This window comes from Pseudobdellovibrio sp. HCB154, assembly GCF_046267985.1.
In the GTDB taxonomy this organism is placed as follows: domain Bacteria; phylum Bdellovibrionota; class Bdellovibrionia; order Bdellovibrionales; family Bdellovibrionaceae; genus Pseudobdellovibrio.
In genome coordinates this window covers 249,580-262,042 of record NZ_CP176530.1, presented here as the reverse complement: position 1 = coordinate 262,042, position 12,463 = coordinate 249,580, and the positions used below count along the sequence as shown (strand labels likewise).

Below are 12,463 nucleotides of genomic sequence, written 5' to 3'. Positions count from 1 at the left end.
CGCTAGTCAACCGCTACTAAAAGTTCAAAACCACCCATTAACATTCTTTTTTCGTCCATCATGAAGGCGATCTCTTTCATTTTAGGATCTTTCATCATTTTAGCGAAAACCTGCTCGCGGTGTTTTCTCGATTTAAATTCTGCTACAGCGTAAATAACAACTTCACCTTTTTTAAGTTTCACAGCTTTACCAAATGGGGCTGCCAGAGAAGTTGCATTTTTATCTTCGCCTACATAATCACGGCTAGCTAAAGCTCCGTGTTTTACTAAAATTTGGCCGATCACTTTGGTCGTTTTGCGGTATTCCGCTAAAAGTTTTTTTGGAATCGGTTGAATACAAATATCAATATATTTTGAAGCTTTAGCCATTGTTAACCTCTAGCAAGATTTGTTGCCAAAAATTTTACCGTCTAAGGCAAATTTTCCTGGGCCAGTGATGATGAACATAATTGCTAACACTAAGTAAAGAGCTGCTAATTCGTAACCACCAACAAACGGGTCGCCTTTGATCACAGCGTGCATGTGAACTGCAACGGCCATTGTAAAGAATAAACCTAACATCGCTAATGATGTTAATAATCCAAGAAGAAGTGCAATTCCTCCGCCAAATTCAGAAAGCGCTGCTAAGAATTGTAAGATACCTGGAACTGGCGCGTCCGGTCCCATCCAGCTAAATGGCGTTTGGATTTTTCCCCAGCCGTGCATGATCAGCGCCACACCCATTAAGATGCGAACTAATAAAAGGGCTACAGAAACACCTTTGGGTAAAGAGTATGGTTGAAAAAAACATTTTAATTTAGACATGATGAGGTCTCCTTGTTGTGTAGAAATATCATATTAAGCAAGTTGCCCCAGCGACAAGCACTTTAAAAAGTCTATAGAAAAACTCTATCGCTTTGATTTCTGATGGCTCGGGCTTTGCAATCTTTCGTGTGAAACTCAAATTAAAAATTTACGGAAGGATTTCTCTATGCATTTAAATAGTTCTGCTTTCGATGACTATGGCAAAATACCACAGCGTTTTACCGCTGACGGAGAAAATGTATCACCTGCGTTAGAATGGTCTGATGTACCCAGCGGCTGCAAAAGTTTAGCGTTATTATGTGAAGACTTAGACGCTCCGAAAAAATCGCCGCAAGACCCCACGTTTACACACTGGGTAGTTTATAATATCAGCCCTTCGATTTCGGCTTTACATGAAGGTTTAGAAAAAAAAGAAGAATTACATGATCCTCTTCGCATTGATCAGGGTATGAATTCTTTTGGCCGCGTTGGTTACGACGGGCCCAAACCTCCATCAGGAGATTTAGCTCATCGTTATATTTTTACTTTGTTTGCCTTAGACATCGAAAACTTAGGCCCGGCTCGCGCTGAGCTTAAAACCATTCACGATACGATGAATAACCATATTTTAAAAACAGCGCAAATTACCGGAAGGTATGAACGCCAAAGACCAGCACAACAACAAAGTGAAGAGCACCGCCCTTCACCGTAAGTTTCAAAGATTATAATTCGATACAGCGAAAATTATTCGCGTCGTCGTCGTACTCAAGCAAGTGGCCTGATTCAAGATCAAAGTAAATTCCCATTAATGACAGGCCACGTTCTTCAATTGCCGTTTTCACAAATGGAAAAGTTCTTAAATTATTTAACGAAGTTACGATCGCTTCTAATTCACCATGACGGCAAAGACTTTCTTCATCTTCACCTTGATGAGCCGCAAGTACGCGCTCTTTCGCATCAGCGGCGATACTCACCCAACGGTTTACGAAACTTTCGCCAGGATTAGAAACATCGTTTGTCATTAAAGCACGGATACCACCGCATTGACGGTGACCAAGCACAATCACGTTTTCAACTTTTAAATTCACCACCGCAAATTCAATCGCCGAACTTACCCCGTGAAATTTTCCGCCTTTTTCATAAGGTGGAACTAAGTTTGCCACGTTGCGCACGATAAATAACTCCCCCGGTGAAGCTGAAGTAATCAAAGCCGGGTCAACACGTGAATCGCTGCAGCCGATAATTAAAGTTTTCGGCGACTGGCCTGGACCAGTAAAAGAATTTAAACGTTCGTAAAGAGGATGTTCGCCGGCGAAATATTTATCGCGGAACTTTTTGAAGCCGGCCATTAATCTGAGAATTTCGATTTTTCCCATAGGTGATTCATACCCCAGATTGCCCCAGTTGGGAATGCCTAATTTTCATCTTACGGCACCCACTTTGCTTATTAATTCTGCGATCGTACATGGATGTCATTTTACCACAAAAAAGGAGTATTTTATGGAACTTACAGCCGATGCCTTAAACTCGTTCTCAAACGTTCTGCCGACAGGATTTTTTAACAAAATCAGCGAAACGTTAGGTATCCCCGTAGAAAAAACCAAATCGACAATGTTAACAGCGATTCCTGCTGTATTTACAGAACTACAGAAAAAAATTCGTGGTCCCGAGGGAATTCAAAATGTCGCAAGCGCTATTCATGACAGTGGTTTTGATAACCCCACTAGTATGACCAGCGATACTTCAAACGTGACTTCACAAATTAATAAAGGCCAAGATCTTTTAAGCCGCATTCTACCCGGCCAAACAGATTCTCTACTTGGAAAAGTGACAACCGCTGCGGGTGTTAGTTCTTCGCAAGGTTCAAAACTTTTAGGTGCCGCCAGTGCCGCTGTTTTTGCTTTTATCGGATCAAAAATGAAAGGTGGAACTTTAGCACCATCAGCTTTTGCAAATATTCTTGGACAAGGTAGCGGTTTTATTCCTGACATCTCGGCCGCTAACCAATTTGCTTCGCGCTCAGTTCCTTTAACGGGAACAGGAGTACAAACAGATATCAAACAGTCCGCTCTTAGAAAATATTGGCCATGGATACTTCTTGCAATCGCGATCGGAATTATCTGGTGGAGCCAAGGGAGGAACTCAGCTCCCGTCTTATCCAACCCACAGGTCAATTCGGAAGCCGTTCCGGCTGCCACGGGTTCCACAGCTTATGCAGCCACAGACCAAACAGTTATGGGTGAGTTATCGCAATTTTTAGCAAACCCTGCAGCTGTTGCTCCACGCGCCTTTTCACTGCGTGAATTAAATTTTCCGACTGGCGCAGCCCAACTGAGCGCTGAAGGAACCGCGACTGCGACGGCGCTAGCCGCTTTATTAAATCAATATGCAACTGCACGCATTCGTATTGTCGGTCACACCGATAATGTGGGAGTGGAAAGTGCGAACCAAAAACTTTCTATGGATCGTGCTGAAGCCTTAAAGCAATCTCTTATCGGTCAAGGCATAGCCCCTGATCGTATCGAGACTGCCGGAATGGGTTCAGTACAACCGGTGGCTGATAATGCCAGCGAGAGTGGTCGTAGCGAAAATCGTCGTATAGATATCGAAGTTATCCGCAGATAGTTTTAGATTTAGACAGGCGGTCGAAGTTTTTAGAAAGGATAGAGGTTACAGTCTATCCTTTCTTTTTTATTTAGGCCGATTGTCCAATAGATTGAACAATGAGTTTAAATTATACCGTCTATTCAAGATACCCCATTATGACGTAATATAAGTCATAAACAAAGGGAGTTTATATGAAAAAAATCTTACACGTCCAACGAAGCGACACTCCCCACTGGGTGGGAGATGGTTTTCCAGTTCGCACGATCTTTCATTACCAGGATTTAGCAAAATATATGTCTCCGTTTTTATTAATGGATTACGCAGGACCAGCTGAATTTAAACCAACTGAAGAGCGCCGTGGTGTTGGTGAACATCCGCACCGTGGTTTTGAAACAGTCACCGTTGTGTATTCAGGCGAAGTTGAACACCGCGATTCAGCGGGCGGCGGTGGCGTGATTAAACCCGGCGATGTGCAATGGATGACAGCGGCTTCAGGCTTAGTGCATGAAGAAAGACATGGCGCTGATTTCGCAAAAAATGGTGGTTTATTTGAAATGGTTCAATTGTGGGTGAACTTACCTGCTAAAGATAAAATGAATAAACCACGTTACCAAGGTATCAGAGATGCGCAAATTCCTGTGGTTGAACTTCAAGGTGGAAAAATCCGTGTGATCGCTGGCGATTACTCAAACGCTCACGGCCCGGCTCTTACGCATTCACCCATTAATATGTGGGATATGCGTTTACAAAAAGGCAGCACGCATACTTTTACTGTTTCTGAAGGACACACAGCTTCGGTGTTTGTGTTAAGTGGCAGTATTAAGTTAAACGATGACAAAGTGATCGGCTCTGCTGAATTAGCTTTAATGGATACAACAGATACGACTTTTAAAATCGAAGTGCTTGAAGATACAAAAATGTTATTCTTAGGTGGCGCACCGTTAAACGAACCGATTGTAGGTTATGGTCCGTTCGTGATGAACACCCAACAAGAAATTCGTCAGGCGTTCGACGATTTTAACAGTGGTAAAATGGGTCACTTAACTAACCCGATTGCTTAAGGCAGCGGGTCTTCCGGTAACGGAATAAAATCAGACTCTTCGGCGACCTGGCCGAAGAGTTGTTTTTTCCACTGTTCGGCCGCTTCTCTGATTCTTTCTTTTCTTGAAGAAACAAAATTCCACCAAATATATCTAGGTTCTGAAAATTCTTTTCCCCCGATAAAAATTAAACGCGTGTCTTTCGTCGCCTGAATTTTTATTTCTTTGGGATTAGCAATTAACAATAAATCGTCGGTTGAAAGTTCTTGGTTATTTACTGTGGCTTTGCCATTTAATAAAAACACACCGATTTCTTCTTCAGGAATATTAATCACGCTATCAACATCGTTTTCCACAGTGATATCGGCAAAAAATGTTTGTGAATAACATTTAACAGGTGAAGTAATATTTTTATAGCTTCCGATAAGTAACTTACCTGAAAAATTATCGGCCAGTTGAAACTGGGGTAATGTTTCTTTCGGGTAATGGGTAAAATTAGGATCACACTCTTCTTGTTCAACTGGCAGCGCTACCCAGATCTGAATACCGTGCATGGTTTTTTTCGGGTGTGCTGATAAATCCTCAACCGGAGTTCTTTCTGAATGCACAATCCCGCGACCAGCGGTCATCCAGTTTAGATCGCCTGGTGAAATCACTTGTTTTGATCCTAAGCTATCACGGTGTAAGCCGCGCCCTGAAAATAAATACGTGACCGTCGATAAACCGATATGTGGATGCGGGCGCACACTCATTAAATGTTCATGATCAACTTGCAAGGGGCCCATATGATCTAGAAAAACAAAAGGTCCTACATGGCGGCGTTTGATATTCGGCAAAGTTCGGCTGACAAAAAATCCGCCTAAGTCTTTTTTCTTTCCACTGATCAGAATATCATGCTCTAACATTTTAGCTTCTTTCTTTGTCTTAAGCTTCTTTTAATATCGTTGTGATCTGCGCGCCACGCGAAATAAATTTATGAATTGGGCATTTTTCAGCAATCGCAATTAAGCTGTCTTTTTGTTCTAGAGTTAGGTTACCGATTAACTGCACACCACGAGAAATCGCATTCACTTCACCTTCGGCGGTAATATGAATACTTACGTTAATATCATCTAGTGGAATACCTTTTCTTTTGGCGTACATCATAACCGTGATCGCCGTGCAACTGGCTAAAGCGATTTCTAAATACTGATGCGGATCTGGAGCGCTGTCGTCACCCCCCAGTTTTTCGACCACATCGCTATTAACAGTAAACTTGCGGGAATGAACTTCAAAGGCCAGTTTATTTAATAAGTGAGTAGATTCAACAGACATTATTGCACCGTAATATTGTTAGATAAGATTGTGATATAAACATGAGTCATTTTATTAGACTTCGGAATTTTAATTGTTTCAAACCATACACTGCTGACCGGGCTCTGAGTACAATCACCGGCGCGCGCGTAAATATGTAAAGTGTGAACTTCACCACCAGAAACTTTTTGATCGGTCTTAAATTGCTCAATCCATAATTCGTTTTTAGCCGCGGGATTGCATTTAATGGCTTGAATAATAAAAGAATCTTCGCGATTAGCTAAAAATTCGCGATAAATAAAGCGGGCCTTCTCAGTTGCTTGCGCTGGAATTGGCGAAGAGTGCTTTACTGCAGAATCAGTTGGTTTGGCTGCAGGTAAATGTTTCGGTGAAAGAGTTGTTTGTGCAAAAACGCAAGAAGCGATTAAGCTTATCAATAAAAAATATTTCATAAGCTTAATCGTGATCTCAGATTTTATTTTTGTACAGATTTATCTGCTCGATGTGCGGGATACCAAATCAATCAAGGCAATTTCATAAGTGTCTGTCACTGGTTTATAATCAACCGAATAATTTTTCGGATACATTCCTGAAACAGAAATATTTTGCGACCATCTTACTGGAAAAACTGCATGTGGTTTTGTTTTAAGATAAGCTAAAGTAACCATCGGCTCAATAAATGCCGTTGAACCATCATAAAATCCATAGATAAGTGTTCTTGTAAAAGTTTGGCCGTTTAATTCTGGTGATTTTAAATCAAGCCAATGCCAGCCCATCATAGGAACACCCGCAGGTGTAGGGCCGTAATCAGCTGGAATATAAGATGATGCAACAGCTTTTGTGCATTTCAAAGCATCAGCTCCGGCACACGTTATGTTATGTCGTACGTTTTGTGGAATCATATAAAAGTGAACATCAAAATGCGGAAGATCATAAATACCTGGAGGTTCGTGCCCCATCGGATTCCAATCAAATCCGATATGAGTGTACGGTTCTACTTTATGCATAGATTTCGGAACAAGCTCTAACATTTGCATTTCGTCGGGCAACGTTTTTAACGCTGAACCCGCAATCGCAACCCCAATGGCTGTCGGTACTTTATTTCTCGTGTACTCAACAAACGAATACACCGACCCTTTACCCAGCGGAATACGATCAGTGATAACGCGATAAGCGAATGTGCTTTGCGCCGCAAAGAACACCAAAATGCCCAAAAGATTTTTCCATTTTACCCCGATTTGCATAACGATCCTTTCGTTTAATGTAATTCACGAAGGATTTGCAAATTTGTGGCTAAAGAATTTCTGATTTTAAAAATTCCAAATACTGTTTCATATACTGCACACGCGAAACACCTTCGATCTGCCCTGATCTGGTCTTTAACGTTTCTGCCGTTTTAAAAAGTTTTTGATAAAAATGATCTATTGTATAATTTTGATCATCTGGATTTCTATGTTCGCAAAACGGATCTTCAGCTTGATAGAAAGAACGTTTTAACATTCCTGCTACAGCAAAACAGCGCGCAATACCTATCGCACCTAATCCATCTAAACGATCAGCATCTTGCACGATCTTGGCTTCAAGTGTTTGAACATCAATATTGGCACTAAAGCTATGCCCTTCAATCGCATGCGCAATGTCATGATGAAATTCTTGCGGGTAATTTATTTCGCGTAAAAACTCTAACGCTTTTTCTGCTGACAACCTTGAAGCCTTACTTCTTAGCGGTGAATTTTTAGGAACAATCACCAAATCATGTAACCAAGCCGCTGGAACAACTACTTCTAGTTTAGCCCCTTCTTGCACACATAATTTTTTGGCCATGGTTACAACACGTTTAAAATGATTTAAATCGTGAGCGGGATCATCGCTTGAAGCGACCGTTTTTATTTTGTCTTCAAATAATTTTTCCCATTCTGGAACCATACCCATCCTCTTGCTGATAAAAATTCTAAACGCTAAGAATGCTGCTGGCAAATACCGCGCAAAGTGTTGTAATCTGCGCGAATGTCTGAACAGCTAAGCACTAAAAAACAAAACGCTCTGTTAATCCTGATTTTAGGGTCACTTGAAGCTTTAACTCCTTTTTCAATCGACATGTATTTGCCGGCGTTCACTCAGATCGCCAGTGATTTACAAACAACGACAGCTAAAGTTTCTTTTTCTATTTCAACGTACTTTATCGGTTTTGCTTTAGGGCAAATCGTTTACGGCCCCTTATTAGATCATTTCGGTCGTAAAAAACCTTTATACACAGGCCTTATTATTTACATCTTATCTTCAATTGCTTTGATGAATTGTCATTCGATTGAATGGTTTTTAGCTTTACGATTTGTGCAAGCCCTGGGTGGTTGTGTGGCTTCAGTGGGTGCTATTGCAATGGTGCGCGATTTTTTTCCCGTCGAAGACAGCGCCAAAGTTTTTTCTTTGTTGATGCTTGTGTTAAGCGTGTCACCACTCCTGGCTCCAACGATTGGCGGCTTTGTTGTTGAATCGTTCGGCTGGCGCGTGATTTTTGGGGCTTTAGTGGCTCTTGGTTTATTAAATCTGGCTTTAGCCTATTTCGTTTTACCGCAAAAATACGAACCAGATCCCACAGCTAAACTAAATTTAAAATCGGTCCTTCTGGGTTATAAAGATATTTTAAAAGTACGCCAGTTTTCGATCTACACTTTTGCCGGTTCTTTTTCATTTGCTGGATTATTTGTGTATATCGCGGGCTCTCCGGCCATGTTTATGGAAGGCTTCAAAGTCAGCGCCCAAGTTTATGGAATTATCTTTGCGATCTTAGCCGTAGGCATGATCGGCGGTGGCCAGTTAAATTTATTATTAACTAAAAAATATAAAAGCCCGCAGATTTTTAAAGTGTCGTTATTCTTTCAAGTGGTTATGGGTGTGATTTTCTTTGCCGGTGTATTTAACAACTGGCTAACGCTTATTCCAACTGTGATTATTTTATTTTTACTTTTATTATGCGCAGGTATCACTTACCCGAACGCCGCCGCACTAGCCCTTGAGCCTTTCGAGAAAAATGCGGGAGCAGCTTCAGCTTTACTTGGTTTTTTACAATTAGGTGTTGGATCATTTGCCAGCGCCGGAGTTGGAATGCTTAACGTGAGCGGCAGTCTTCCGACAGCCGCGGTCATGTGTATTTCGTCTTTAATCGGATTAATTATTGTTTTAAGTAAACGCGAAAAAAGTTTAGTTTAAAGTTTCTAGATACTCTGCAAGAGTATCTAGTGATCCGCCCCAACCCATTTTCATACCTTCATGAGCTTCATTGAAAGTTTTAATTTCTTCAGGTGAAGCATTCAATGGCATCCATTCAATAGTTACTCTTGTTTGATCACCCAAAGTTAACAGCGTAATTGTTGTTAACATCTCAAGCGGCCAAGTGGCACTCATCGGATGTCTTGTCATGTTGCCTTGAGCATCTGAAAAGCTTGTAATGTAGATATAACGATCTGGTTTCATGATTTCACGAAACACTTGTTTTCCCCACATCTCGGTGCCATCCGGAGAAATCATGCAGTAGTGATTTGTAGCACCCGCTTTTAATTCAAAGTTAGATTGTTTTATTTTTGTACCTTTAGGACCAGACCATTTTTCTAAAAGATCTTTTTCAGTCCACAGTCTCCACATGGTTTCTTGGTTCACATCAAATTCACGGCTTAGTCTGAAAGGTTTAATTTCAGCCGTCGTTGGAATCATAATTTCAGTCACTAACTCTTCTTCTTTGCGTGCATTCGGACTATTAATATAGTTTTCAATAAACCAACCATCACGCACTGGTGTTTTTTCTCTTTCAACATGAGCAAATACAGCACCAGAAGCGTCTGGCAGATTCTGGTATCCACCAATTAACGTGAAACGCTTGTAAAGACCACCTTCAAACTTTTCGTATTTAAAACCTTCTGGCAAATGCTCTGGTTTTTTATCAACAGCCACACCCGCACGGTAAACCATTTGCGGTTGCACTTTGTATTGTGAAAAGAAAGCTGAAATCTGGTGTTTACCGTTAATCGCCGCTAAATTTTGATGTAACTGTTGCCAAGCTAGCATGGCTGTTTCTTGAAACGGCCCGATTTTTTCGATAAACACATAATGAGTTTCTGGAAACTGAGTTAAATCTGGAGTAGTGATTAGTTTCATATCTTTATTCCTTACTTAAATTATTGTTTTTCGATAACGACTTTTAGATTTTGAAAGCTTTTTTCAAACTCATCAGTGATCATTTTTTCGCAATCAATAAAGATATTGATTAACTTACCGATAAAACCCGCATCACCTGACATCGCCCAAGTAAAACGTGTGCTACCAGTCGGCTCTGCAGTTAATTTATAGATAATTAGATTTTCTGCATGCATAGGTTTTGTCATAACTAATTTCATTTGCGCTTCAGCGTTCGGTACAAGGCTTAACATTTCTAAATAACCTGCTCCGGCCTCTTGATTACCTTCAAATTCCATTTTTGCGCCGACTTCACCATCGTTGCCGATAAAATTACGTTTAACGTTAGGATCTTTTTGATCAAATGAATTCCAAGCTGAACCATTTTTAAAGTTACTAATATAAGGATAGATTTTTTCAGCCGGAGCATTAATCACCGTACTTCTTTCATAGTGAAATTTGCTCTCTCTAGTTGAAACAAACCCTAAGAACAAAACAATGGCGATAACTAGTCCTAAAAAAATCTTTTTGATCATAAATTCCTCTTTCTTCCGACTTCGATCTGATTAAAATTTAACATACTAATTAGTATGTTGTCAATAACCTCTCTTTTTGCTAGACTTTAAAACGTATGAAAAGCAAGAAACCGGCCACCAAGGCCCCTAAAAAGCAGACCCGTGACCTAGAGAAGTCTCGAAAAGAGATTCTAGATGTGGCATTTATGGAGGTTTTCTCGCGCGGTTTCCAAGGGGTTAGTGTTGACGATATCGTAAAAAAGACGTCGATGACCAAAGGGGCTTTTTACCACCATTTTCCGACCAAGTTAGATCTGGGCTATGCCTTAGTTGAAGATGTGATCAGCCCCATGATCATTGACCGCTGGATTACACCTTTAGAAAAGTTTGATAACCCTTTAGATGGTATTCTTCAGCAATTGCAAAACTTAATCGGCAATTCTCCGCCAGCTCATCTTAAGCTTGGTTGTCCTTTAAATAATTTAGTGCAAGAGATGTCGCCTGTAGATAAGGGTTTTCATAAACGTTTACAAACTGCTTTAAATCTTTGGATTGATGAAACTGAAAAACACCTTAGCCGCGCCAAAGCTAACGGCTTTTTAAAAAAAGATGTAAACACTAAAAAAGTAGCACAGTTTGTAGTGATGGCGCATGAAGGTTTCTATGGCATGCTAAAAGGTTTGGATGACCCAAAAGCTTTTCATGCATTGTATGATTCTTTAGAACAATACTTTGCCGTAATTTCTACTTAGTGCATTTCTCTATTTGAAACGATCATCTTATTTTTTGCTGAATCAGAAATTGCGTTTTTAGCCATCGCTAAAGCCACTTTTTCAGCGGTGATGGGCTCGTACTTTTTCATAAAGCCTTTAAATAAGAATTTCGCGTTGTTATAAACAGCGGTCACAATTTCTTCACCTAAACGTGAAGGCTGCCCTAAGTTATCACGTGTACCGATTAATAAACTTGGTTGGTAAATACGGGTTTTCTTTAAACCAAGTGCTAACACGTCTTTTTCAGTTTCACCTTTTACACGTGAATAGAAGTTTGTAGATACCTGGCTTGCGCCCATCGCTGAAACCATATGAAAAGAATTAGCTTCACAGGTCTTGGCAATTTTAGCAAAGCTTACAACGTAATCGTGATCAACTTTGCGAAAAGCTTCTTGTGACCCCGCTTGTTTAATCGTTGTACCCAAAGCACAGAAATAATCAGCGCCTGTCGGAAACTTTTGCTGTTCTAAATTTTCAAAAGCTATAACCACGGGTTCAATTTTTTTATCATTAAATTCTACTGCTCGGCGCGCGATCACATAAATTTTATCGTAATGCTGGCTATAGCTTAAAGCTTTCACTAATTCTGTTCCAACAAGACCTGTTGCTCCGATGATCACTGCAGTTTTCATTTTTCCCTCTGAAGTTTATCTAAGAATTTACGAAACAAATTTCCTTCTGGCAAATATTGCTCGATTATTTTATCGGCCTGGACGTCAGTCATATCTCGAGCTTCATTTAAAAGATCTTCATATAAATTTTTAGTGGCACCTACAGCTAAAGACGGAAAAGCCCCATCATCCACTTCGCCAAAAGCCACGATTAAAAATTTAGAGAATAACTCTTTCATTCCCCGGTTATAAAATCGTTCGTTATCTTTACCACGCAACTCAGTAAGAGCCTTAAGTTGTTTTGTCGATAACGGTGAATCACTTTCTAAGGTATCAAGCAAGTTTTTAGCTACAGGCGAAATATGCGGTTCATCAAAGTGATGTAGAGACTTTTGCAGTAACGCCGCAAATAATTTGCGCGAAAAAAATGTTGCCCGCCCCTGATACCATTTCGAATAAACCACTTCGCGGCTATCAGAAAGCTTTTTCATTAAAGCCCAAAGCTCGCCCACACGGTCATCACCATCTGAATCCCACTCCCAGCGCATTTTAGATTTTGGATAAAACTCTGACCATAAAGACGCTGGTTCTTTTTTGTTATTAATCGGAAACACCAGAAGTGCTCCGCGGGCATTAATTTTACTGACGGCTGATTTTAGCTTCATATATACT

Annotated in this window: 17 protein-coding genes; 5 read left to right on the top strand and 12 right to left on the bottom strand. The window is 40.5% G+C overall.

What is annotated here, in order from left to right; translation table 11 throughout:
• Nucleotides 1–2: 2 nt before the first annotated feature.
• Nucleotides 3–368 carry a DUF1428 domain-containing protein gene (locus tag ACKWCF_RS01405; RefSeq protein WP_409478903.1) on the bottom strand — a complete coding sequence of 122 codons (366 nt, stop codon included), beginning with the start codon at nt 366–368 and terminating at the stop codon, nt 3–5.
• A gap of 9 nt (nt 369–377) precedes the next feature.
• Nucleotides 378–803, bottom strand: coding sequence for a DoxX family protein (locus ACKWCF_RS01400; RefSeq protein WP_409478902.1), 426 nt, complete (start codon nt 801–803; stop codon nt 378–380).
• 166 nt (nt 804–969) lie between these two features.
• On the opposite strand from ACKWCF_RS01400, the gene ACKWCF_RS01395 reads away from it, so the two are divergent.
• Nucleotides 970–1,494 (top strand): YbhB/YbcL family Raf kinase inhibitor-like protein, encoded by a 525-nt coding sequence (locus ACKWCF_RS01395; protein ID WP_409478901.1) that lies wholly within the window; start codon nt 970–972, stop codon nt 1,492–1,494.
• A gap of 10 nt (nt 1,495–1,504) precedes the next feature.
• Here ACKWCF_RS01395 and ACKWCF_RS01390 read toward each other — a convergent pair whose 3' ends face one another.
• Nucleotides 1,505–2,158, bottom strand: coding sequence for a carbonic anhydrase (locus tag ACKWCF_RS01390; RefSeq protein WP_409478900.1), 654 nt, complete (start codon nt 2,156–2,158; stop codon nt 1,505–1,507).
• A gap of 124 nt (nt 2,159–2,282) precedes the next feature.
• Here ACKWCF_RS01390 and ACKWCF_RS01385 point away from each other — a divergent pair, with 124 nt between their 5' ends.
• The gene (locus ACKWCF_RS01385; protein WP_409478899.1) at nt 2,283–3,407 is read left to right on the top strand and encodes an OmpA family protein; all 1,125 of its coding nucleotides are present in this window, start codon (nt 2,283–2,285) and stop codon (nt 3,405–3,407) included.
• Nucleotides 3,408–3,580: 173 nt separating this feature from the next.
• A complete protein-coding gene (locus tag ACKWCF_RS01380; RefSeq protein WP_409478898.1) occupies nt 3,581–4,450 on the top strand; it encodes a pirin family protein in 870 nt (289 codons plus the stop codon).
• On the opposite strand, the gene ACKWCF_RS01375 is transcribed toward ACKWCF_RS01380, so the two are convergent.
• Genes ACKWCF_RS01375 through ACKWCF_RS01355 form a run of 5 tightly spaced genes read right to left on the bottom strand, consistent with a single transcriptional unit; the run spans nt 4,447 to nt 7,654 of the window.
• Nucleotides 4,447–5,334, bottom strand: a complete 888-nt coding sequence (locus ACKWCF_RS01375) for a pirin family protein (protein WP_409478897.1) — start codon at nt 5,332–5,334, stop codon at nt 4,447–4,449. The genes ACKWCF_RS01380 and ACKWCF_RS01375 overlap by 4 nt on opposite strands.
• Before the next feature lie 19 nt (nt 5,335–5,353).
• On the bottom strand, nt 5,354–5,743 hold the full coding sequence (locus ACKWCF_RS01370) for an OsmC family protein (protein WP_409478896.1): 390 nt from the start codon (nt 5,741–5,743) through the stop codon (nt 5,354–5,356).
• Nucleotides 5,743–6,174: a hypothetical protein gene (locus ACKWCF_RS01365; RefSeq protein WP_409478895.1), complete on the bottom strand. Its 432-nt coding sequence runs from the start codon at nt 6,172–6,174 to the stop codon at nt 5,743–5,745. Before ACKWCF_RS01365 ends, ACKWCF_RS01370 begins: the two co-directional genes overlap by 1 nt.
• Before the next feature lie 39 nt (nt 6,175–6,213).
• Entirely contained in the window at nt 6,214–6,966 is a 753-nt protein-coding gene (locus ACKWCF_RS01360) for a hypothetical protein (protein ID WP_409478894.1), read from the bottom strand.
• Nucleotides 6,967–7,015: 49 nt separating this feature from the next.
• Entirely contained in the window at nt 7,016–7,654 is a 639-nt protein-coding gene (locus tag ACKWCF_RS01355) for an HD domain-containing protein (protein WP_409478893.1), read from the bottom strand.
• A gap of 75 nt (nt 7,655–7,729) precedes the next feature.
• On the opposite strand from ACKWCF_RS01355, the gene ACKWCF_RS01350 reads away from it, so the two are divergent.
• Entirely contained in the window at nt 7,730–8,932 is a 1,203-nt protein-coding gene (locus ACKWCF_RS01350) for a multidrug effflux MFS transporter (protein ID WP_409478892.1), read from the top strand.
• On the opposite strand, the gene ACKWCF_RS01345 is transcribed toward ACKWCF_RS01350, so the two are convergent.
• Together ACKWCF_RS01345 and ACKWCF_RS01340 are read right to left on the bottom strand one after the other, a co-directional pair.
• Nucleotides 8,924–9,874, bottom strand: a complete 951-nt coding sequence (locus tag ACKWCF_RS01345; RefSeq protein WP_409478891.1) for an SRPBCC domain-containing protein — start codon at nt 9,872–9,874, stop codon at nt 8,924–8,926. The two genes, ACKWCF_RS01350 and ACKWCF_RS01345, sit on opposite strands and share 9 nt — an antisense overlap.
• Nucleotides 9,875–9,894: 20 nt before the next feature.
• Complete coding sequence (locus tag ACKWCF_RS01340) at nt 9,895–10,428, bottom strand: SRPBCC family protein (protein ID WP_409478890.1); 534 nt, start codon at nt 10,426–10,428, stop codon at nt 9,895–9,897.
• Between the two features lie 95 nt (nt 10,429–10,523).
• Here ACKWCF_RS01340 and ACKWCF_RS01335 point away from each other — a divergent pair, with 95 nt between their 5' ends.
• Entirely contained in the window at nt 10,524–11,159 is a 636-nt protein-coding gene (locus ACKWCF_RS01335) for a TetR/AcrR family transcriptional regulator (protein WP_409478889.1), read from the top strand.
• On the opposite strand, the gene ACKWCF_RS01330 is transcribed toward ACKWCF_RS01335, so the two are convergent.
• Nucleotides 11,156–11,812 (bottom strand): NAD-dependent epimerase/dehydratase family protein, encoded by a 657-nt coding sequence (locus ACKWCF_RS01330; protein ID WP_409478888.1) that lies wholly within the window; start codon nt 11,810–11,812, stop codon nt 11,156–11,158. The two genes, ACKWCF_RS01335 and ACKWCF_RS01330, sit on opposite strands and share 4 nt — an antisense overlap.
• On the bottom strand, nt 11,809–12,456 hold the full coding sequence (locus tag ACKWCF_RS01325; protein ID WP_409478887.1) for a hypothetical protein: 648 nt from the start codon (nt 12,454–12,456) through the stop codon (nt 11,809–11,811). The genes ACKWCF_RS01330 and ACKWCF_RS01325 overlap by 4 nt, the downstream gene beginning before the upstream one ends.
• Nucleotides 12,457–12,463: the final 7 nt, after the last annotated feature.

Coding starts and splice junctions, on each gene's coding strand:
- ACKWCF_RS01405 (WP_409478903.1), bottom strand. CDS start 368: ATGGCTAAAGCTTCAAAATATATTGATATTTGTATTCAACCGATTCCA.
- ACKWCF_RS01400 (WP_409478902.1), bottom strand. CDS start 803: ATGTCTAAATTAAAATGTTTTTTTCAACCATACTCTTTACCCAAAGGT.
- ACKWCF_RS01395 (WP_409478901.1), top strand. CDS start 970: ATGCATTTAAATAGTTCTGCTTTCGATGACTATGGCAAAATACCACAG.
- ACKWCF_RS01390 (WP_409478900.1), bottom strand. CDS start 2,158: ATGGGAAAAATCGAAATTCTCAGATTAATGGCCGGCTTCAAAAAGTTC.
- ACKWCF_RS01385 (WP_409478899.1), top strand. CDS start 2,283: ATGGAACTTACAGCCGATGCCTTAAACTCGTTCTCAAACGTTCTGCCG.
- ACKWCF_RS01380 (WP_409478898.1), top strand. CDS start 3,581: ATGAAAAAAATCTTACACGTCCAACGAAGCGACACTCCCCACTGGGTG.
- ACKWCF_RS01375 (WP_409478897.1), bottom strand. CDS start 5,334: ATGTTAGAGCATGATATTCTGATCAGTGGAAAGAAAAAAGACTTAGGC.
- ACKWCF_RS01370 (WP_409478896.1), bottom strand. CDS start 5,743: ATGTCTGTTGAATCTACTCACTTATTAAATAAACTGGCCTTTGAAGTT.
- ACKWCF_RS01365 (WP_409478895.1), bottom strand. CDS start 6,174: ATGAAATATTTTTTATTGATAAGCTTAATCGCTTCTTGCGTTTTTGCA.
- ACKWCF_RS01360 (WP_409478894.1), bottom strand. CDS start 6,966: ATGCAAATCGGGGTAAAATGGAAAAATCTTTTGGGCATTTTGGTGTTC.
- ACKWCF_RS01355 (WP_409478893.1), bottom strand. CDS start 7,654: ATGGGTATGGTTCCAGAATGGGAAAAATTATTTGAAGACAAAATAAAA.
- ACKWCF_RS01350 (WP_409478892.1), top strand. CDS start 7,730: ATGTCTGAACAGCTAAGCACTAAAAAACAAAACGCTCTGTTAATCCTG.
- ACKWCF_RS01345 (WP_409478891.1), bottom strand. CDS start 9,874: ATGAAACTAATCACTACTCCAGATTTAACTCAGTTTCCAGAAACTCAT.
- ACKWCF_RS01340 (WP_409478890.1), bottom strand. CDS start 10,428: ATGATCAAAAAGATTTTTTTAGGACTAGTTATCGCCATTGTTTTGTTC.
- ACKWCF_RS01335 (WP_409478889.1), top strand. CDS start 10,524: ATGAAAAGCAAGAAACCGGCCACCAAGGCCCCTAAAAAGCAGACCCGT.
- ACKWCF_RS01330 (WP_409478888.1), bottom strand. CDS start 11,812: ATGAAAACTGCAGTGATCATCGGAGCAACAGGTCTTGTTGGAACAGAA.
- ACKWCF_RS01325 (WP_409478887.1), bottom strand. CDS start 12,456: ATGAAGCTAAAATCAGCCGTCAGTAAAATTAATGCCCGCGGAGCACTT.